This window comes from Pseudoalteromonas sp. McH1-7 (genome assembly GCF_013366255.1).
Lineage (GTDB): Bacteria > Pseudomonadota > Gammaproteobacteria > Enterobacterales > Alteromonadaceae > Pseudoalteromonas > Pseudoalteromonas peptidolytica.
Map to the genome: position 1 here is coordinate 1 of NZ_JABWPQ010000022.1, position 19,367 is coordinate 19,367.

Consider the following 19,367-nt stretch of genomic DNA (forward strand, 5'->3'; position numbering starts at 1 on the left):
TGCCGTTAAAAAAACTAACAACAGAATCTCTCTACTAGAAACTAAGTATAAAGATCAAAGTAAAGGCTTATAACAAGTAGCTCAAAGTGGACGCAAAACAGTTGGCTTTCGCTCCTTCGTCGCTAATTTTAGCCAAGCATTTATGCGCCCATTAGTAAGGCGTTAGTATTCAATGGAGATTGACATTAAATTTCACCAATATATTCCCAGAATAGAAAATTTAAATGAGCAAGAAAGGTGTGACTTTTACCGTTGGTTGGCTCACTCTTTGACAGTTTCTATAAGGGTTACAATTTGTGATAAGACTCTGCCACAGAATGAAATTCTGAATCGCGTGAAGTGGCTTAATGAAATTGAGCATAGGGCTATCACCAAAACTTATGTAAGACCATTCGATATAGAAGATACATTAGACTTCTTTGACATGATCAGCGATTACATAGATAAAAATAATAATATCAGCTCTCAACTTCATCATTGTTTTACAAAATCTTTGAACCAGTTGAACAAATGAATACTAACAAGTTAATTAAACAGAGGACACAAAACAGCAGGCTTGCGCTCCTTCGTCGCTAATTTTAGCCTGCTATTTTGTGCCGTTTACGGCAAGCGTTATGTTTCAAGGAAAATTTGTGGATAATTCTAGAAAAGTGAAATCATTAAAGTCTATTGAGTTTGCAATTGAACATCCCCAAGAGCATGAATCCAAACTAATTAAAAAGAGTCGGCTTTTAGCTGTCGTTGCATGGATTGGATTCTTTGTTAGTTTTCTTTTGTATTTTCAAGAATTACGTGGTTTGTATTTACCTGCATTAGCATCATTTTCTGGAATCCTATATGGCTTGTCTATGTACCTTGATTTAACCATAAAACAGTGGCCCGTGGTCGCAAAGCACGTTGATATTGACTCGGTTAAGAAAGAAATCAGTGAGACTGAAACATAACAAGTTAATCAAACAATGGGCGTAAAACAGTAGGCTTGCGCTCCTTCGTCGCTAATTTTAGCCTACTATTTTTCGCCGTTTATTAAGGCGTTGGTATGACTTCCACTGTCAAGTTAAACACACTGATCCTTGCTTAACTTTAAGCCATAATTTCTAAACTCGAATTAGAGAGAGTTAATGTATAGGGTGAAGCAAGTAATTTCGTCGGTTTTCTTGCTGGTATTCGTTGGTTACTCATTTTCATGAGCAGAGCAGACCTTACTTAACTCGACCTATGCCGATTATCGGTGGCACCTGTTTTCAGTCTATGTTCGTGGTTCAATGCTGTGTTAGCAGCATTGCCATCCTAACGCCGTCGGTGGTTGTGCCACACCCGATGCTTGACCCAATACATTAACTCTAATTCGTTCATTTTAAGCTGGTACTCTTGATAATCTTAACTTAGGATTTATCGGCGAGAGTACAATCTGTTTTGCGATTGCCCAGATATAAGCGATCATTTCACGGGCAATGGCGGTGACAACGAGGTTGTAATGCTTGCCTTTATTTATGAGCTTTTTATAACGTTTACAGAGCCTTAATTGTGCTTTCCATGCGATATCAACAATCTACTTTGGTAAACCCTCTTGTCGTTTTTGTAACTCGGTCGATATGTTGGCTGCATGACGGTAACTGTGAGCACCTTCGACTAATAAGCGCCTTGCACGACCATTGCCACATTTAGTAATTGCGCCAATATGCCTTTTACCACCACTCGAGTGTTCACTCGGAACGAGCCCAAGATAACTCATGAGTTTTCGCGGATGGTCGAAGCGGGTTAAATCACCAAGCTCAGCGACAATACCAGCGGCCACGAGTAAGCGAACGCCGCGCATAGCTTGGATTGATTTAACTACAGGGTAGTAACGCCATTGATAAACATGATGAGAGAGCTCATTGTCAAGTCGCTCCAATCGTGCAGTTCGCTCGTTTATAGTTTGAATAAACTCTTGTAAAACGATTTGTTGTGCAGGATGTGGCAATACTAGTTCTGTGAGCCAACGTAAGTGTTTGAGAGACCAGTTTGCCGTGCCTGCATAGTTGATATTGTTTCGAAGAAGCAGTGCTTTTAGCTAGTACTTTGCATCTTTTAAATCTTTCATCGCAACTTCTCGAGCACGAGATAAATTACGAATAGCTTCATCTTCCGGCTCAGGTACATAAATAGGGGTTAAGTCTTCAGACTTAAGTAATTTAGCCAGTTTAAGTGCATCACGTTTGTCAGTTTTTATACGCTCGCCAGGTTTTTTAGGAACAAGCGATGGGGCAACTACGTAACAGCAATGTCCAAGAGAAGTAATTAAGCGGTAAATCCAGTAACCACAGGGACCAGCTTTATAAACGAAATGGAGCGTAGTGTTAGGGTATTTAGATTCAAATTGCCTGATAAGCTTTTTAATGGTGACTTTAGCTGAAGAAATACGACCGAAATGAATGGGTTGTGCGCCTCGGTTGTCTTCAATATAAGCAACTTCAATGAACTCTTTATGAGTATCTAAGCCAATGAAAAGTATGTTATGTTTAGTCATGCTAGCCTCTGCTATTTAGTTATTTGACAAACTAATTATGGCTCTGGCTTTAAGCTAACCCACGAAAATGCGGAGGCTAGCACCGTGTGGGAGTCATTATGTCTATATGCCTAAGGGAATTTATCATCAGCAAACTTCTTGAGAAGAAATTAATTCCGTTTGTCGGATTTCTACTTTTATTTGGTTTTAGTTGGTTTTTATTATCTGGTAAGGCACTTTATGCATTAAGTTTTGGTGGCGTGTTTGTATTGTTTTGTGCCGAACATGTTTTCAATTTTATTAATCGAACAAAAGTACGTGGCATTCGAAAGTTATCAGGCACAATAGTCCAAAGGCCTATATCTTTCTTGCTACCACTTTTTATTTTACTTTGTTTGTTTTGTACATTTGGCATATAACAAGTTAATTAAACCGTGGACGTAAAACAGCAGGCTTGCGTTCATTCTTCGCTTAGTTTAGCCTGCTATTTTTCGCCGTTTATTAAGGCGTTAGCTGTTTTATGAATAAAGCACTGTATTTGAGTATTGTTTTCTTACTACCAATCATATTTTATCCGATTGGGCTAAGTCACTTTCAAGATATTTGGATTTGGTATTACGTCCCATTTGGGGCTGTTTATGCGACTTATATTTGGTTTAAGCCCACAGGGAACATTACAAATTATATTGTGGCAACACCGCTAGTGTTTTTATTGGTTTTGTTTATAGGTGTTTTTGTCCCTTATGGTTTTAATAGTGGTATTGGTGCTGCTTTTGAATTCTTACCTGTAATGCTTATTGTTACTATACCAATAGGTTTTATAACTGGTTTACTATATGTGGTCTTAGCTTTGTTAATTTTAAAAGGCTTCGTTAAATTTGGTTATGGCTTCCAAAACAGCTAACAAACGCATCAACTAATAAAGCTTGGCTTGGTTCGTGCCTCACCAATTATAGCCAAGCTTTATTAGCCCGTTAGCTTTCAGGAGAACAAATTGAAGTGTGGATGTTGTGGTAAATATATAGGGGATATTTCTTTTGATAAAAGCTACAAAATGCCAGACGAAGCTTGGGCATTACCTGAAGCTGAAAAGAATAACCGCACGCAAATAGATTCTGATTTATGCAGACTTGATGAGCGCTATCTCCTTAGGGGCGTTGCTTATATTCCAGTTATAGATTCTGAAAAAAGTTATGGCTGGGGTGTTTGGGTGGAAGTTTCAGAACAAAACTTTTTTGAGTATGTAGATAATTATGAGAATGACAATAGCTCTAGACCTTCATTTCTCGGAGTGGTTGCTAATAAAATACCTAGTTATGAAAATACGTTAAGTCTAACTGTTCAAGTTCAGCTAGGAAACGAAACTCAGAGACCTACGTTTACTTTTATCGATAAAGAGCACTTGCTAACCCAAGAGCAAGTTAATGGTGTAAGTATTGAAAAGGTTCATAGTTTCAGTAATTGAAAGTTAACAAATTAATTAAACAGTGGACGCAAAACAGCAGGCTTGCGCTCATTCTTTGCTTAGTTTAGTCTGCTATTTTCAGCCGTTTATTAAGGCGTTAGCTATTTTTCTAGTTCAAAGGAAATTTTATGCATAGAAGCATCCATAAAGTATTATCAATTTTGATTGTTTTAGGTATCTGGCTGAGCCCAAGATTTTTAGGTATATATTCTACAACAAATAGTTTAGGTGAGTTCATTATATACAACATACTGATACCCGCCTTTGTCAGCGTTATCGGGCTATATTGTTTTTTAAAGTTTGTCCCTGTTAGATGTACCGTAAAAAACTGTAATGGTAAGGGATACTTGGAATCAGATACCGAAATTGTTGATAACATTTTAACACGTATTATTTTTGTAAAAGGTCACCGTTGCGAAAAGTGCGACACCCTGATTGACACGCATCCACTTCATTGAGATATAAAATATAAATAGCTAACAAACGCTTTAACCAAAGACGCAAAGTAGCAGGCTTGCGCTCCTTCGTCGCTAATTTTAGCCTGCTACTTTGCGCTGTTTATTAAGGCGTTAGCAATCATTATGAATAGTCTCATTACGCATAAAATTAGATTTCCTTTAGATGACCATCCTTCTGGATATGGTGGTGAATCATTATGGGCAGATAAAATCTCCGAAAATACATATCAGCTTAAAAATATACCCATTTTTGCTTATGGTGTTAACTTTGATGATGTAGTACTTGTCAAAGAAGATGAGGAGGGAGTTTTACAAGTGATAGAAAAAGTGGAATCTAGCAATCATCACACGATTAGAGTTTTCTTTGTAGACGAGCAGTCAGGGGATAGTAACTTTTCTAGACTTAAACAATTTAAGGGAGAAGGTATAGGCTCTGAAAAATGGAATGATGATTTATATGCATTAAATGTCACGCCGACTCGTGATTATGAAGAATTCATTGAGGTTTTAAACCATCAACAAGATTTAGGTGTTATCGAATACGAACTAGCTGGTGAATGGTCTGGTGGCTTTGATGGTTCGGAGTAAATAATTGCTAACAAGTAGCTCAAAGTGGACGCAAAACAGTTGGCTTTCGCTCATTCTTCGCTAATTTTAGCCAACAATTTTGCGCCGGATAAACGAGGCGTTATATTTTTATCTAAGATATTTTTGTATTGCATTTTACTAATTTTTAATTGTTCAAGCTTGTCGAGTTTAATAAGTTTTTATTGTGTTTTCAAAGGTTTTTTAAGCCGTTGAAATGGTATGTTTTTATTTTTACGTTGTTATATATAAGGTGTTTAAATGCTTGGGATGAAATTTTTATTCGTAATATTTATTTCTTTTTCTGTGAGCGCTCACTCTGGGGGTAATGATTTTCTTAGTATGATTGAGCGAGCGGAATCTGGGTCTACCATAGAGATAGAACCTGGAGATTATGATGTTTGTTCTACGGCGTATATTAAGAATAAAAATGACATTAAAATAATTGGTGTGGGTGAGGTTAAAATTAGAAAGTGTAACTCATTTAATGGTGAATACATATTGTCAGTCATTGATTCAGATAATGTATCAATTGATGGTGTTTCATTTTATGGTTTGACAGATGCTAAATATATTAATGAAAACACTACCAATATTGTCTGGGGAGAGCAGGGTGTGTTATTCTCTGGTACGTCGGGTTCGTCAGTTGAAAATAGTAATTTCTATAATTTTGGTGATGCGGCATTACGTATAACCTCATCCAGGAGTCATTATTCTGGAGAGCAAATTAATTCTAAAAATTTTCGTGCTGAAGGTAATGTTTTCTATAATGTAACTCAAGTTACAACTACACATCCATGGAGTAAGGATTTTGGAGGAACGAGGGATATAATCTTTAAAAATAACTTATTCTATGAAATGAAAGGAGGGTTGAAACTATCATCACGTAAAGGTGTATCTAATGCATTAGTAGAAGGTAATATATTTAATTTCATACATGGTTCTGCAATGGAGATTAATTATTATTCTAACGTTGTTATCAAGGATAATTCCTTTTCAAACGTTAATAAATTTATTCTCAATGTATTCCCAAACTCGATCAGTAATGTTAATGAAGCAATAGACTGGAATGGGTTGTCTTTTATAAAAAATACAGCATTCAAATCAAGAGGAGGCATCCGTATTGTTTCAGATATTGCGGGGGAGTTAATTTCTGGAAAGCATGTTTCAAATGTAATTATTAGTGCTAATAAGTTTGTTGATGTTGATATGAGTTTATATGGCGTATCTAATAGACATATTATTAATTTTTTAGAGAATGAAAAAAAGTTCATATATTCTGTGGTTAAGATGAATTCGTATAATACATCTGGTGATGTGTCACTATTGAATGTTGAACACTCTACAAATGTACAATCTTTGGATAATGTTGAACTAAAGCTTTAATAAGTTATATGGTGTTAACTCGTCTGTTTTATTCATTTTCCAACACAGGCTCCATATTTGACGGAGAGTCTGGAAATTTTGCGGTATATTAGACAATATCAAAAATAAAGATGTCCTAGTAATCACTGATAATGGGCAAATAACATGAGCTAAAAATGGTACTTCATTAACTGAAAGCTCCAAACCGAAAGAAAATACTAAGTCTGAGTATGTGGGAGGAAGCAGCGGTCATTGGATACAAGAAAATATTGATAGTGGAAAATTAATAATTCTAGAAGGCGGCTCTATTTGAGAAATAGAGCCTTTAGAGCAAATTGATGCAATGCTATGGCTTCCTATTTCAGAAATCACAGTTGCAACATCCGATAGGGGGTCTCCTGGATACGACTACTTACTTATCAATACTGATGATAATGAAAAAGCTCACGCCAAGTATTTAGGTAGCAAGTAAGACTAAATAAGTTAATTAAGTATGGGACTGCTAACGCTTGGCTCAGTTCCACTACACAAGTTTATCCAAGCATTATCAGCTCCTTATTGGGGCGTTAGAAATAAAATGGAGTATCTGCAATGAAGAAAGTCTTAGTGGTCTTTTTCACTTTATTAATTTTCGGATGTAACACTACACCTAAAGAATCTATTTCGACGGATAGCTTTAACTTAACGTCAAATGATCCTGAATACGGCTACACAGAGAAAAAGCCAATAGAATTGGGCAGTTTTTTACGTGGTACTAAAAATGCGAGTGCACACATAGAATATTTTGAAGGGCTAATAGGTCCGAACGGTGAAAAAGTTAAAGTGACACGGCTTGGGAGTTGCTGTGCATTTGAAGATAAATCCATGCCTTTTGGCGGTGGTTTATTAGATCGCTACCAACTGACATACGAAGGTCAAGAAAAGCCAGCTATTATTTACGTCAATTTATACAAATTTAATAAACCTTTAGCGCCTAAAGGTTTTTCATTGCTGTAAATTATTTCTAACAAGGCAGTTATATAACTCGGAGTTACATTGAGTTAAGATTTAAATTATAAATTTCGAATTTGATTACCTTCATGTGCCTATATGGCTGCACCTATGGTTCTTGGTTCATTTTTAATGCATTTACTATTAGTTACTAAAAATGCCGCTGAAGCTAATGTTTTAACGCTTCTCAACATTAAAGGTGTTACGGTTTGATTTACAAAAACAATACAGACATCCACTGTTATCTATTCACCATAGTTACGGCAGTTTCGACTTCGAATTGCAAAAAAGTGTTCGCCACCCATATCAAAAATGCTCCTAAAATAAGCTAATTATTGGCGTTTACGTATTTCTCGACGCCAAAATCAGCGTATCGCACACGGCATGGGGGAGACTGCGTTTCGCGCAGCTTGCGGGGTTATCGCGAAAAGTTTTATTTCGTTAGACCAACAAGCGTTCACAATTGGCTAGATTTGTGCGCCGTCGTTTTTTAAGTGTTTCACAGTAAGCGGTGAGTACTTGCTCTCGACCAACAGCACCATGGAAAATACGAGAAAATTGGGTTGTGAGTTTCATCCAATTATCAGGTTCGATATTGAGTCGAGACAAAATTGGTTGAGACTCTAAGATAGCGCCTTTTTTATCGGTGCGAATACATTTACCCGTAAGCTCTACTAATGCTAAGTAAGACTTGAGTTCAAAAGGCAGCCCTTTTGGCATGTGCTTCCGGGGGCTTCCCGCAAATCGCAATAGGCTGTTTGGTTGTTTCCCCTGCCTAGCATGGTCGATGCGCTTTTTGATACTGGTAAAATCAGAGGTCTCAGGGGTTGGGGCTAATTTGGCTCGAATGGGGGTTAAGTCGACTTATGCCATACAAGCAGCTAATGCAGCTTCGCCTAGCAAGGGTTGAGATTTGAATCTGCCTTCCCAAAATCGGCCTGTACATTCATCCTCTTTATTTGCTCTGCGGGCAATATGCTCGTTGAGTATCCGCATAAACCAACTAATATCTGTCAATCTTTGTCTGTACTTGGCAATATATTCACTGAACATCAACTGCTCTGACTCGCTTAGAGGCTCCTCCTCAATAAACTTCCACGTTACCCAGTTACCTTTAAACAGCTTGTGCCAGCGTATCACAATGGCTTTGTCAGATAAGCGCTTTGCCTTTTTATCATCAACATGCAATACAATGTGAGTGTGATTGCTCATCACCGCATACGCACAGACGTCGATACAAAAGACGGCAGACAATATCAGGAGCTTTTCTTCAACCCAATCACGGCGCCTTGAGTACAGAGTTAGAGCGTAGACGACTTTTAAAAAAGGCACAAATTAACAGTGGGTGTCTTTGGTTTCTTGCGATTCCCAAGTTCTAGGCGTTTTACAAACGCTATCCAAAGCATGAGTTTTGGTTAAACCTAAAGAATAACGACGCACGCTCATTCGAAACTCTATATGAGTATCTATATGGAAAAAATGTGGCCTTATTGTGATGACCTTTATAAACGATATGAAGTGGTTTAGTAACAAGGGGACGTCTTCACGGTTAGCGGATATTAATAATGTAAGCGTTGTCGGTTAGGCTTTTTTACGCTGGATGCGAAGCATAACTCCTGAGTGATTTAGGAGCACCGTTCTTTTAACACAGCCTTCGGTGACAATGTACTTTTAGGCCTACCCAAAACGCCTAGGATCAAGGTTGCAGAACTGTGAATCGGCTGCCTTTCTTTGGTATTGACATCGTTCGATTACCCAACTCTGCTATGACGTTGTCACATCAGGTATTGGTCTTACCACTAGAAATCTTAGTTTTTACGTGCAACCCATACTGTCAAAAACCATCAAAGCATTAACTAATAAACCCGGCTCACAAGCTTTAGCCAAGCTCTACTAGCCAATTGAACGAAATTTTTAAACGTCTGGTAGTTAACACTCAATTATTGCCTCTTCGAAGTTTTAACAGCCATGAAGACTTATTTTTTTCAGCGTCATAAAACACTGCCATGGTGAAAAAAAACATCAGTAACAGTATTACATGAGCTGCTAAGCTAATTCCAAAATATATTATACTTCCAAAATAGATAGCAAAAGAAAAGCTCCACATACCCGCTAATATTGTCATTATGTAGAATCTACTGACAGGGTCAGGAATATGCCTGAGAGGGTTTTTCTTTGAATCAAAAAAATATGTGTAGCACTCATATAATCTCAGTGTAAACATCTTCATAATATGCTCACCTTATCAACCATTTTTTCATGATCCAATACGGTTGAATTATCAATTTAGATCTTAAATTTTCACAAATTTAGCCATTATGATTTTAATGTTCATGTAACAAGCTGTTAAATAAGGACGAAATACAGTTGGCTTTTGTTCCTTCGTCGCTTATTCTAGCCAAAATTTTTTGCTTGTTATTTAGGCGTTACACCTTAAAAGGAATTACTATGTTAAAAGTAGCTACTTTAGTATTATCATTATTTGCATTCAATGCGTATGCTGATTTTTCAGCTATTGTAATCGCATACGATACAGGCGATGTTCCAGTAAACGGCTCCATTGATATTGAAGCCGAATACATAGCGATGTCTGTGACCCTGTCAAGCGATGCGAAGTATCCTTCTGAGAGAGCAAAACTTATTAAAAGCCTGCAGAACTCTATACGCTCAGCGGCATCAAAATCTGAAGGAATAGATTTTCAACAAGGTGTTATTTCGCTTTCGCCTCAAGAAAAATCATCTTTCTCTATATCTAAATCCTATGGTAGGAGTGCAGGCTCTAGCTTTTATATACTTTCTAAGTTACGCAAAGGAAAGGATGTCTACTCAGCCACTCAAGATATATACTCCTTCATAAATCGTATCAAAAGGCCTGAAGACACTAGCTTAAGGCTGGGCAATACTTCACTGGCCATAAGCTCGCCTAGTGAATATAGGGCATCTTTACTTGAAAAAATAAAATTAGAGATTAACACAACAAAGGAAGCCTTAGGAACAGGCTATAAGGTATCTATATCAGGCCTTGAGAACCCTGTGATCGTAAGGCAAAAGGATGATAAGCAGGTAACTCTTTTTATTGACTATCAAGTCCAGTTTAGTGAATAGATATAATAAGTCGATTAACTTCGCGCTTTCGGTGCCGGACGCAAAAAGCTGCGCTGGTTAGTGAGGCGCTATACCTAAGGGAGAATGTTGTAAATGGATGATCCAATAGATAAGTTTAATACCTTATGGGAGCAGGCGCTTTTGGATACGCCGCTCAAGCAAAAAAGTGCAGTCTGCGTTTCAACAATAAATGAAGACGGATTTCCTGAAAGTCGTTTTGTCGATTTAAAATCGGTAAGTAAATGTGGCTTGGTATTTTGCACATATCTTGATTCAAATAAAGGAAACGATATTCGCAGGGATCCAAAAGTTTCTTTAGCTTTATGGTGGGATCATATTGGCATTCAAATACGAGCCGTTGGCGTTGCGCAACAAATATCTGAAGAAGAAGCAATTAAATATTGGCAAACGCGTTCAAGGGATGCTCAATTGACCACAATGTGTTTTAACCAGAGTAAACCTCTATCTTCAGAATTAGAATTAATATCAAAATTTGATGATATAAAAGAACAAATGGCAGGTAACATCGTACCAAAACCAAAAAATTGGGGTGGTTACATAATAAAGCCTTTATCAATTGAGTTTTTGACATTTAAAGAAAACCGCTTACATCTGCGTGAGCTATACAAAAATGCGGATGGGCAATGGAGCAAGATGCTATTGCAACCTTAAATTCAAAAGGTATAACCAAGACTCAAAGCCGAACAGGTAACCGTTGGCTTGGTTTCACTTCGTTTCATAAAATAGCTAACCCACCGCTAAAGGCAGGGTTAGCTATTGAACGTAGTTAACATGCTGAAGTATATAATGAAAAGCAAGGGTGGGCTATTTCCTGGCGCTGGAACCTCTTTACGTACACTTGTTTTTCACTGCTTTTTAAACGCAAATTTTCAGCCAAACCAAGTACTATAGAGTCAGCAGGTGGATTCTAAGGAAGTTGATGGTTTGTAGAATGTTTCATCTAATGAACTGACCAAAGTGGAAAAAACGGTTTCGGACGATTCAAGTGTCAATGAACGAAGGGAGGAATGACTCGCAATTTACTATTCCTCAGTTACCTCAATTAATGAAGCTCCACAAAGTTTTTGCATCAACACTGACATTCACTATTATTTGCTGACCATGGCTAGGCTAGCTATTTATGCACAAATTTGACTTGTAGTAAGAAGTAACTTCAGACTAGAGCGATATTATGCTTTTGCTCATAGGTATGTTAGGCGATTAACTAACTTCTTTATAACGAGTTCAGATTAAAATAGAAATAGATCGGGTACAATGGAGTAAAAGAAGGAATCATGATGAAGTATCCTAAACCGTTAAAAGTGGGCAGTAAAATTGCGATTACGGCATTCTCTGCAGGTGTCCCTGCCTCTATGCACGCGAGATTAGACAATGCTTTGGGTTATCTAACGCAACAAGGTTTCGATCTCGTGGTTGGTGAATGCCTGCGAGATAACCACAACTATGTAAGCGCTGATGCCAAAACCCGTGTTAGTGAACTTATGGGATACTTACTCGATGACACAATAGACGCGATTATGCCGCCATGGGGCGGGGCAATTGCGATGGATGTTTTGAGCCAACTTGATTGGGAGCAGTTAGCACAAGCTAGGCCAAAGTGGATCATCGGTTTCTCTGACGTCAGCACTTTGCTTAGTGCCGTAACTTGCAAACTAGGTTGGGCAAGTGTTCATGGGACTAACCTTATGCAGTTAAATGGCCACCAGCAAGACCCGCTGACGGTAGGGCTTTTTGACCATTTGAGGTGCACGCCTAATAACTCCTTCACACAGTTTCCCTCTACTCACCATGAGGCTGAGCCACTCAATTTTGTTGACTTTCCCGATGCTGGATTTAACTTGTCTACCACGACTCAGTGGCGTACTTTAGCGAACCGCGAAGGCAGCAAGCGGTTTGCTGGTAGATTATTAGGGGGTTGTTTAGATATTCACATGTTATTGGCAGGCACTGAATATTTTGATTTGGACACTTTTTTACAGGAACATCCCAACGAATCAATAATTTTATACTTTGAAAACGGCGAAATGCCGCCTGCTGCTTACTATCGTGCGCTACAAAGTATTAAACTACGGGGCTGGTTTTCGAAAGTTGCAGGGGTCTTAATTGGTCGTAACCCCGAGCCGCTAGCAAAAGATAGCGACTGGACGCACGTAGATGCCTTGCAATATGTATTTGCTGATTGTGACTTCCCCGTGCTATATGATGTCGATATCGGCCATCAAGCACCGAATTTAACGCTTATTAACGGCGTATATGCTGAAGTGATATGTAACGACGCTTTTTCAATTACACAGACATTAATATGAACCTAGAATATAAAATTGGCTTGGTAGATGACCTCCTTGCGATAGAGAACCAAATTCCTGAATTTGCAACGCCAAGAAAGCGTGAGGAAGTCGTAGATAAGCTGCGAGATAAACAACATTTATTGCTGGTGGCGTATGACCAAGGTAAGCCTGTAGGGTATAAGTTAGGTCACGAACTACCAAACAATGAGTTTTATAGCTGGTTAGGCGCGGTTGTTCCTGAATATCGTGGTAATGGTATTGCGAAACAGCTATTGGTGATGCAAGAGGCTTGGTGTAAGGCACAAGGCTATAGCGCCATCAGAGTAAAGTCGAGAAACCTTTTTAAAAACATGCTATTGATGCTAATAAGTCGTGACTACCAAGTTGTAAAATGTGAACAGATCAATGGCGTATCAGATAGCAAAATTCACTTCTATAAACAATTATAAAAAGCCCAGTATTTGATACTCGGCTATGTTGTCATCAGATGAGCTGGTGGCGCTTCGCCGCCATATTCCTGCTAATATTGAGCCACTGATATTATGCCAAATTGAAAATAGGGTACCAGCCACAGCCGCCGCAGGAGTAAAGAATTTCATGGCAAGTGCGACGGCAAGCCCTGAGTTTTGCATCCCCACTTCAAAAGCCATTGTACGGCATACTTTTTCTTCAAAACCGAGTCTTTTTGGAATGAAATAACCCAAAAGTAATCCTGTGATATTGTGTAAGCTCACAGCGACCAGCACAACGAGTCCGATGCTTTCAAGCTTAGGTTGATTAAGAGAAACAATCACTGCAATAATAAAAATGATGGAGAGCATGGACAGTAAAGGTAAAATTGGGGTTGTATTGATCACAGAATGCGCCAATGGCTTTGCGAATAAAGTATTGAAGGCAACGCCAACAGCCACTGGAACTAGCACAATTTTTAGCAGGCTCATGAACATATCAGAAAATTGAATATCAACCACTTGGCCTATCATTACCGTAGTGAGTAATGGTGTTAAAAGCACGCCGAGTAACGTACTCGTTGCTGTCATAGAAATCGATAACGCGACATCTCCTTTGGCGAGATAACACAAAACATTACTTGCCGTACCGCCAGCAACTGTGCCCACTAAAATCATACCAATTAATAAGTCGGTTTCTAAGCTCATTGTGGTTGCAATAAAGTAGGCAACACTCGGCATCACTGTAAATTGTAGGCAGACCGCCACGATAATCGCTTTTTTGTTATCGAGAACACGCAAAAAATCTTTTGCGGTAAGGGTCAACCCCATAGTGAGCATAATAAACATAAGTAGAGGAATAATTGTACTTTTAAATGGGATCAAGAAGGCAGGGTAAAGGTATGCAATCATTGCTGCTGCGATAGCCCAAAGTGGAAATAACTGTAAGATTTTTTCATGATGTTTTGATTTGAGTGGGTAACCATGTATTGATACCCCGATACTAACGAACTTTTTAAAAAATACCTATGGCGTGAAGAGTTTGTAAGTTATTTATCCAAGCCTCAGGTTAATTAAATAACATAGATGGTTACACTTTAGGTCATATTCTCATTGAGATTGTTACTTGGCGCTGTGTATAGTTGTGAAAGTTACGTCAAGGTCCATGGAATATAAAAATGAAAACAATTTCTTCTAGCTTTAAAAAACTACTATTACTGGTTGCATTGATTTTAGTTGCGGGATTCTATGGGTATTCAAAATATCAATTTGCACTAACTGTAAGTAACGATGTAAAGCAGCTACAACCATACGGCTCAGAGCAGTTAGAGTTAATAGATGTCTCTGAGTCGGCAAAGCGTTTTACTGTGCGTATTGCCGTTAGCGGGCTGGAGCCTAAATTTGCGGAGTCGGCAGAATTACAGTCATATTACAGTAACATAGCACGCAACTATGTTTGCCAAAGTGATTATTTTGAGCCCAAATTTGAAGAAGGACACCAAATTAGCATTGAGTTTAGCAAAGCCGATTCTGCTCAAACCGTTTATGAAAGAGCCTCAGTGATAAAAAGTGACTGTAGTGTAAGCCGCAGTTAACGTATCTCAAAATTAACCTGAACTGGCTCGTTTGCTATGCACTAGCGCAGCAAATATAATTAGACTCCCGATCCCAAGTCGAATGAGATCGGCTTCTTTGTTCCAGATAAGTAAGTTGACTAAAATTCCCGCAGGGATAAGGGCGTTATTCATCACAGCTAACTCGCCGACAGATACGCGGGTTAATCCCACATTCCACACAAAATATCCTATACCCGAAGCAATGAGGCCTAAGTAAATCAAAATCCCCCACTGTTGGCCAGTAGTGGGTAGCTGTTGTAAATTACCAAATAAAACAAGGCCAAGAGCTAAGACACAAGATGCACCGATGAAGAAAAAGCCGAAACTTTGGCGATGAATTAGCGAGTGTTGTGCACTCAAGCGCTTATAACTGACTTGTCCTATAGCAAAACAAAGGTTTGCACCTTGTACCAATAATAAACCAAAAAAATAGTCACTCGTTAGCTCTGTAAATCGAACAGTAATTGCACCGAACATTGCGATAAGCGCTGAAGTTAAAAAAGTACGATTAAACGACTTGTTGAGTAAATCATTAAGAAGTGTAATGTAAACGGGGGTCATCACAGTAAATAGCAGCACCTCTGGCACACTGAGATATAAAAATGAGTGATAATAAAAGCTATACATTAAGCCAATCTGTACAGCACCAATGGCCATCAATTTTAGCATTAGCGTTTTAGTAACTGATGTAGGCCGCAAAAATGGCAGAAAAACCAGTGCTGCTAACACCGTTCTTGATAAAGCGCTAAACCACGGGTCTACATTTCCTGCCAAATAGACACCGATAAGTGAAAAGGAAAAAGCCCAAAGTAAGGTGATAGTCCAAAGTAAAGTCATAGGTGTTATTTTTTAAGTATTGATATAAGAGTGTATCACGAGCTGGATCATACAATGAATGTTCGAAAAAAGCGATGATAACAATCATTATAATGTGATTTTAATTTACAATATTTCGCATAAAATAACTCCCGTATTCACAGATACATCCCTTCATTGTTTTACCCATGATGTGTTTGGCCGCCGCTGCGGCCTTTTTTCTTTCCAAATATGTTTGATGATAACCGCCTGAAAAATCTCACTAGCAAATGCGATATTGAACAATCGCGACAAGTTAAATTTTTGATTGTGTAAACACAACTAGAGTCAGTTTATTTTTGAAGTTGGTTTTGCTGCGGTTTAATTGGTATTTAGACAAATCAGAGCCTGCGTAACAGAGTCACTTTATGTGATTTAAAAAGTAAAGACTTAGGGCTCCTGCAAAGCGCCTTAAGCCATTCAGAAAAATGAAAATTAAACAGCAAAAGTCAACAGGCTTTAGAATAAAGTGTTACAAATTTTACGGTATGAATCTTATTTGCTTCGTGTACTATTTTATGTGAATAAAATATTTTTTGTTGTTATGCGTAATCTAATTTGTAATCTTTTTGTCATATTGCCTACATTGTTATTCGTTGCAGCTGTTTGGGGTGAACACGACAACGCTCAATATCGCCTTGATACGGTTAATTATTTTTTAGAGTCCGATCCACACAAAGCACATAAACTACATCAAGCTATTGAATTAGAGGATTTTACTCCAGCCCATACCGCTCATTTTCATCATTTAGGCGTATCGATAGCGTTATCACTTGGTCAGTTAGAGCAAGCGCAGCGCGCATTAGCTGTATTGTTTCAGAAACCGCAAAATACGTATTTCAGCGAGCACAGGTTTTCACTTACTTATGATGCCAGTGTATGGCTAAGAAAAGGTGGTTATATTCGCCAATCTGAGCACCTATTACTGTGCGCGCTAAAAAGTGCACGGTCCGCGAAAGAAAAAATTAAAACGCTGAATGCCCTCGCGGTGATTGCCTATAATTACGGCGATAACATCTCGGCAAAAGACTATTTTGTGCGCTCTTTGGCTATAGGCACTCGTATTAAAAATCAGCGCGCGATGGGGATTATCGAAAACAACCTCGGGGTATTGGCACTTAAAACAAGTCACTTTGAGGATGCGGTTAACTATTTTAAGTTAGCCTATGCTAGGCATCAGCTAGCAGGAAGAGAAAGTAGTGAACTAAATACCGGTCTTAACTTGCTGTTTGTATATATATTACGGGGTGAAAAAGAGATGTACGAGCGTGTGTCTCCTCGCGTGTTAGCGCTTGTGCAAAAGCACAAAAATGCCGCTCAATCAGCCTATTCACTGTGGATCGAGCGTTTTTATGACGTTATTTTCACGGCAGCTAAACTATCAAAAAGAGAAAAAGCCGAGTTAATAGCAGCATTTAACAACCTCAGTGAAGCTGGTCTAAAATCACTCTTAAAACAGCATATAGGTAGGATAGCAGGCATTAATCCTACAACCTTACCTATTGCGGTACCACAAAAAATGATGTTGGAAACAACGAATAATCATTGGTTAAATAGCGCACTGTCTTGCAATTTCTAGTCAGACCAAAGGTAATACTTCAAGACTCACCTAAACTATACGCTGTCACGCCGTGTTCAAATTTATGAGTTCCATAAAGCTTCTGGTCTTCCTAAATCAGCTCGGCACACGTGAAAAGGTATCAGAAAACATTTCCTCTAAAATTTTTAAACTACTGATTTTAAATTGTAAATTTAAGGCTTTGGCAAGAACCATAGAGCGACCTCACCGTTACTAAAAATCTGAGCTTGACACTGCACTTTTATCATATAATAATTTTGTTATATAATTAAATTGTTATGTGTTTATGAAGATACTTTTTTTATGTTCGGGAAATGCGACGCGCTCAATTATCGCCCAAGCAATCGCGAACTTTCATGGTGGCGCTGATGTACAAGCCTTTAGTGCTGGCACTAGACCGAGTGAGATAAAGCCCGAAGTGCTAGCGCTTTTGCAGCACAAAGGCATAAAAACTGACAGCCTCTATAGTAAGCATCTTGATACCTACCAGGGCGAGCACTTTGATGTTGTGGTTACCCTTTGTGATGAAGTGCGTGCCGAATGTGAACACCAATTACAAGGTCAACACATCTTGCCGTGGGAAATAGCCAGTCCCTCAGCTCGACATAGTGCAAATGCCCTTCAACAAACGCTATTCGAAATAAACGAACAAGTAACTGCATTACTGCATGAAAAAAAAGTAAAGCCAGATGAAATCTCACCTTTGCAATTTTATAAGTGCTTAGCGGATGACATTCGCTTGAAGACGCTTGCCATGCTGAACGTTGAGGGTGAGTTATGTGTTTGTGAGTTGATGATTGCGCTAGAGCAAGAAAGTCAACCTAAAGTATCAAGGCATTTATCACAACTGAAAAAAGCTGGAATATTGTGTGACCGGAAATACAAAAAATGGGTTTTTTACTCAATCAACCCAACGCTTCCAGAGTGGATGCAGGCTGTTATAAACACGACAGTTCTGCATCAACCTAACTATATTGCATTGGAATTAAAGCGACTGTCTTCAATGGGTGAACGCCCTAGTCAGGCTGCTGCATGTTGCGAATAATTTAGTATTAAATTTATTAACTTTCATAGTAGGAGTACGTATGACAATTAAAGTTGGAATTAATGGCTTTGGGCGTATGGGGCGCTTAGCGCTTCGAGCAAGTTTCGATTGGCCTGAGCTTGAGTTTGTACAAATCAACGATCCTGCGGGCAACGCCGAGACTCTTGCCCATTTATTGGAGTTTGACTCGGTACATGGCAAGTGGGAACACGCAGTTTCTCATCAAGATGACCATATCATAATAGCTGGTCATCAGTTATCAGTAACCCAAAATAAAGACATTGCTGATACTGACTGGTCACAATGCGATGTCGTTATAGAAGCCTCTGGTAAAATGAAAACCAAAGCTCTACTACAACAATATTTAGATCAGGGTGTTAAAAGGGTTGTCGTTACTGCACCAGTAAAAGAAGATGGGGTACTAAACATAGTGATGGGTGTGAACGACCATCTTTATGATGAAAAGCCACATGAAATCGTGACTGCAGCATCTTGTACTACAAACTGTTTAGCACCTGTTGTTAAAGTACTACAAGACAAAATAGGTATTAAGCATGGCTCAATGACTACGATCCATGACATTACCAACACCCAAACTATCTTAGATGCACCGCATAAAGATCTGCGCAGAGCAAGAGCATGTGGCATGAGCCTCATTCCAACTACGACTGGTTCCGCGACAGCGATTACACATATATTCCCTGAGCTAAAAGGGAAACTCAATGGTCATGCGGTACGTATCCCACTGGCAAATGCCTCATTAACCGATTGTGTTTTTGAGGTAAAACGCCCCACTTCTGTTGAGGAAATCAATCAGTGGATGAAAGAAGCTGCACAGACTCATCTTGAAGGGATCCTTGGATATGAGCCAAGGCCTTTAGTTTCTATTGATTATAAAACGGATCCACGCTCAAGTATTGTTGATGCGTTATCCACTATGGTTGTAAACGGTACACAGGTTAAGTTGTACGTGTGGTATGACAATGAATGGGGTTATGCAAATCGTACTGCCGAGTTGGTTTTAAAGGTTGGGCTTTCACTGGGTAAATAAATAC

Annotated in this window: 16 protein-coding genes and 2 pseudogenes; 14 read left to right on the plus strand and 4 right to left on the minus strand. The window is 38.7% G+C overall.

The annotated features are described in order from the left end of the window. Window positions 1-632: 632 nt before the first annotated feature. Window positions 633-944: a hypothetical protein gene (locus HUZ36_RS15535; RefSeq protein WP_176033326.1), complete on the plus strand. Its 312-nt coding sequence runs from the start codon at window positions 633-635 to the stop codon at window positions 942-944. 413 nt (window positions 945-1,357) lie between these two features. Here the strand turns inward: HUZ36_RS15535 and HUZ36_RS15540 are convergent. Then, a pseudogene (locus HUZ36_RS15540) lies at window positions 1,358-2,512 on the minus strand (IS110 family transposase). A 499-nt stretch (window positions 2,513-3,011) separates the two neighbouring features. Here HUZ36_RS15540 and HUZ36_RS15545 point away from each other — a divergent pair. The 5 genes from HUZ36_RS15545 (at window position 3,012) to HUZ36_RS15565 (ending at window position 7,360) form a co-directional block, all read left to right on the plus strand. Continuing rightward, a complete protein-coding gene (locus tag HUZ36_RS15545; protein WP_176033327.1) occupies window positions 3,012-3,395 on the plus strand; it encodes a hypothetical protein in 384 nt (127 codons plus the stop codon). Window positions 3,396-3,485: 90 nt separating this feature from the next. Continuing rightward, on the plus strand, window positions 3,486-3,956 hold the full coding sequence (locus tag HUZ36_RS15550) for a DUF2199 domain-containing protein (protein WP_176033328.1): 471 nt from the start codon (window positions 3,486-3,488) through the stop codon (window positions 3,954-3,956). A gap of 581 nt (window positions 3,957-4,537) precedes the next feature. After that, entirely contained in the window at window positions 4,538-5,002 is a 465-nt protein-coding gene (locus HUZ36_RS15555) for a DUF4265 domain-containing protein (RefSeq protein ID WP_176033329.1), read from the plus strand. A 258-nt stretch (window positions 5,003-5,260) separates the two neighbouring features. Then, entirely contained in the window at window positions 5,261-6,385 is a 1,125-nt protein-coding gene (locus HUZ36_RS15560; protein WP_176033330.1) for a right-handed parallel beta-helix repeat-containing protein, read from the plus strand. Between the two features lie 570 nt (window positions 6,386-6,955). Further along, entirely contained in the window at window positions 6,956-7,360 is a 405-nt protein-coding gene (locus tag HUZ36_RS15565) for a hypothetical protein (protein WP_176033331.1), read from the plus strand. Between the two features lie 435 nt (window positions 7,361-7,795). Here HUZ36_RS15565 and HUZ36_RS15570 read toward each other — a convergent pair. Next, a pseudogene (locus HUZ36_RS15570) lies at window positions 7,796-8,686 on the minus strand (transposase). 1,116 nt (window positions 8,687-9,802) lie between these two features. Here HUZ36_RS15570 and HUZ36_RS15575 point away from each other — a divergent pair. The 4 genes from HUZ36_RS15575 to HUZ36_RS15590 all read left to right on the plus strand — a co-directional run bounded on the left by HUZ36_RS15575 (window position 9,803) and on the right by HUZ36_RS15590 (window position 13,217). Beyond that, window positions 9,803-10,459: a hypothetical protein gene (locus HUZ36_RS15575; RefSeq protein ID WP_128731705.1), complete on the plus strand. Its 657-nt coding sequence runs from the start codon at window positions 9,803-9,805 to the stop codon at window positions 10,457-10,459. Between the two features lie 93 nt (window positions 10,460-10,552). Then, window positions 10,553-11,131 carry a pyridoxine/pyridoxamine 5'-phosphate oxidase gene (locus tag HUZ36_RS15580; RefSeq protein WP_176033332.1) on the plus strand — a complete coding sequence of 193 codons (579 nt, stop codon included), beginning with the start codon at window positions 10,553-10,555 and terminating at the stop codon, window positions 11,129-11,131. Between the two features lie 623 nt (window positions 11,132-11,754). Beyond that, complete coding sequence (locus HUZ36_RS15585) at window positions 11,755-12,786, plus strand: S66 family peptidase (RefSeq protein WP_252095863.1); 1,032 nt, start codon at window positions 11,755-11,757, stop codon at window positions 12,784-12,786. After that, window positions 12,783-13,217 carry a GNAT family N-acetyltransferase gene (locus HUZ36_RS15590; RefSeq protein WP_176033333.1) on the plus strand — a complete coding sequence of 145 codons (435 nt, stop codon included), beginning with the start codon at window positions 12,783-12,785 and terminating at the stop codon, window positions 13,215-13,217. The genes HUZ36_RS15585 and HUZ36_RS15590 overlap by 4 nt, the downstream gene beginning before the upstream one ends. Here the strand turns inward: HUZ36_RS15590 and HUZ36_RS15595 are convergent. Continuing rightward, window positions 13,212-14,207 (minus strand): bile acid:sodium symporter family protein, encoded by a 996-nt coding sequence (locus HUZ36_RS15595; RefSeq protein WP_368659802.1) that lies wholly within the window; start codon window positions 14,205-14,207, stop codon window positions 13,212-13,214. The genes HUZ36_RS15590 and HUZ36_RS15595 overlap by 6 nt on opposite strands. 188 nt (window positions 14,208-14,395) lie before the next feature. Between HUZ36_RS15595 and HUZ36_RS15600 the strand changes: the two genes are divergently transcribed. Further along, the gene (locus tag HUZ36_RS15600; RefSeq protein WP_176033335.1) at window positions 14,396-14,812 is read left to right on the plus strand and encodes a hypothetical protein; all 417 of its coding nucleotides are present in this window, start codon (window positions 14,396-14,398) and stop codon (window positions 14,810-14,812) included. 12 nt (window positions 14,813-14,824) lie between these two features. Here HUZ36_RS15600 and HUZ36_RS15605 read toward each other — a convergent pair whose 3' ends face one another. After that, entirely contained in the window at window positions 14,825-15,670 is an 846-nt protein-coding gene (locus HUZ36_RS15605) for an EamA family transporter (protein WP_176033336.1), read from the minus strand. Between the two features lie 562 nt (window positions 15,671-16,232). Between HUZ36_RS15605 and HUZ36_RS15610 the strand changes: the two genes are divergently transcribed. The 3 genes from HUZ36_RS15610 to HUZ36_RS15620 all read left to right on the plus strand — a co-directional run bounded on the left by HUZ36_RS15610 (window position 16,233) and on the right by HUZ36_RS15620 (window position 19,363). Continuing rightward, window positions 16,233-17,267, plus strand: a complete 1,035-nt coding sequence (locus tag HUZ36_RS15610) for a hypothetical protein (RefSeq protein WP_176033337.1) — start codon at window positions 16,233-16,235, stop codon at window positions 17,265-17,267. Between the two features lie 286 nt (window positions 17,268-17,553). Continuing rightward, the gene (locus HUZ36_RS15615) at window positions 17,554-18,312 is read left to right on the plus strand and encodes a metalloregulator ArsR/SmtB family transcription factor (RefSeq protein WP_176033338.1); all 759 of its coding nucleotides are present in this window, start codon (window positions 17,554-17,556) and stop codon (window positions 18,310-18,312) included. 40 nt (window positions 18,313-18,352) lie between these two features. Then, window positions 18,353-19,363 carry an ArsJ-associated glyceraldehyde-3-phosphate dehydrogenase gene (locus HUZ36_RS15620; RefSeq protein ID WP_147390843.1) on the plus strand — a complete coding sequence of 337 codons (1,011 nt, stop codon included), beginning with the start codon at window positions 18,353-18,355 and terminating at the stop codon, window positions 19,361-19,363. Window positions 19,364-19,367 lie beyond the last annotated feature (4 nt).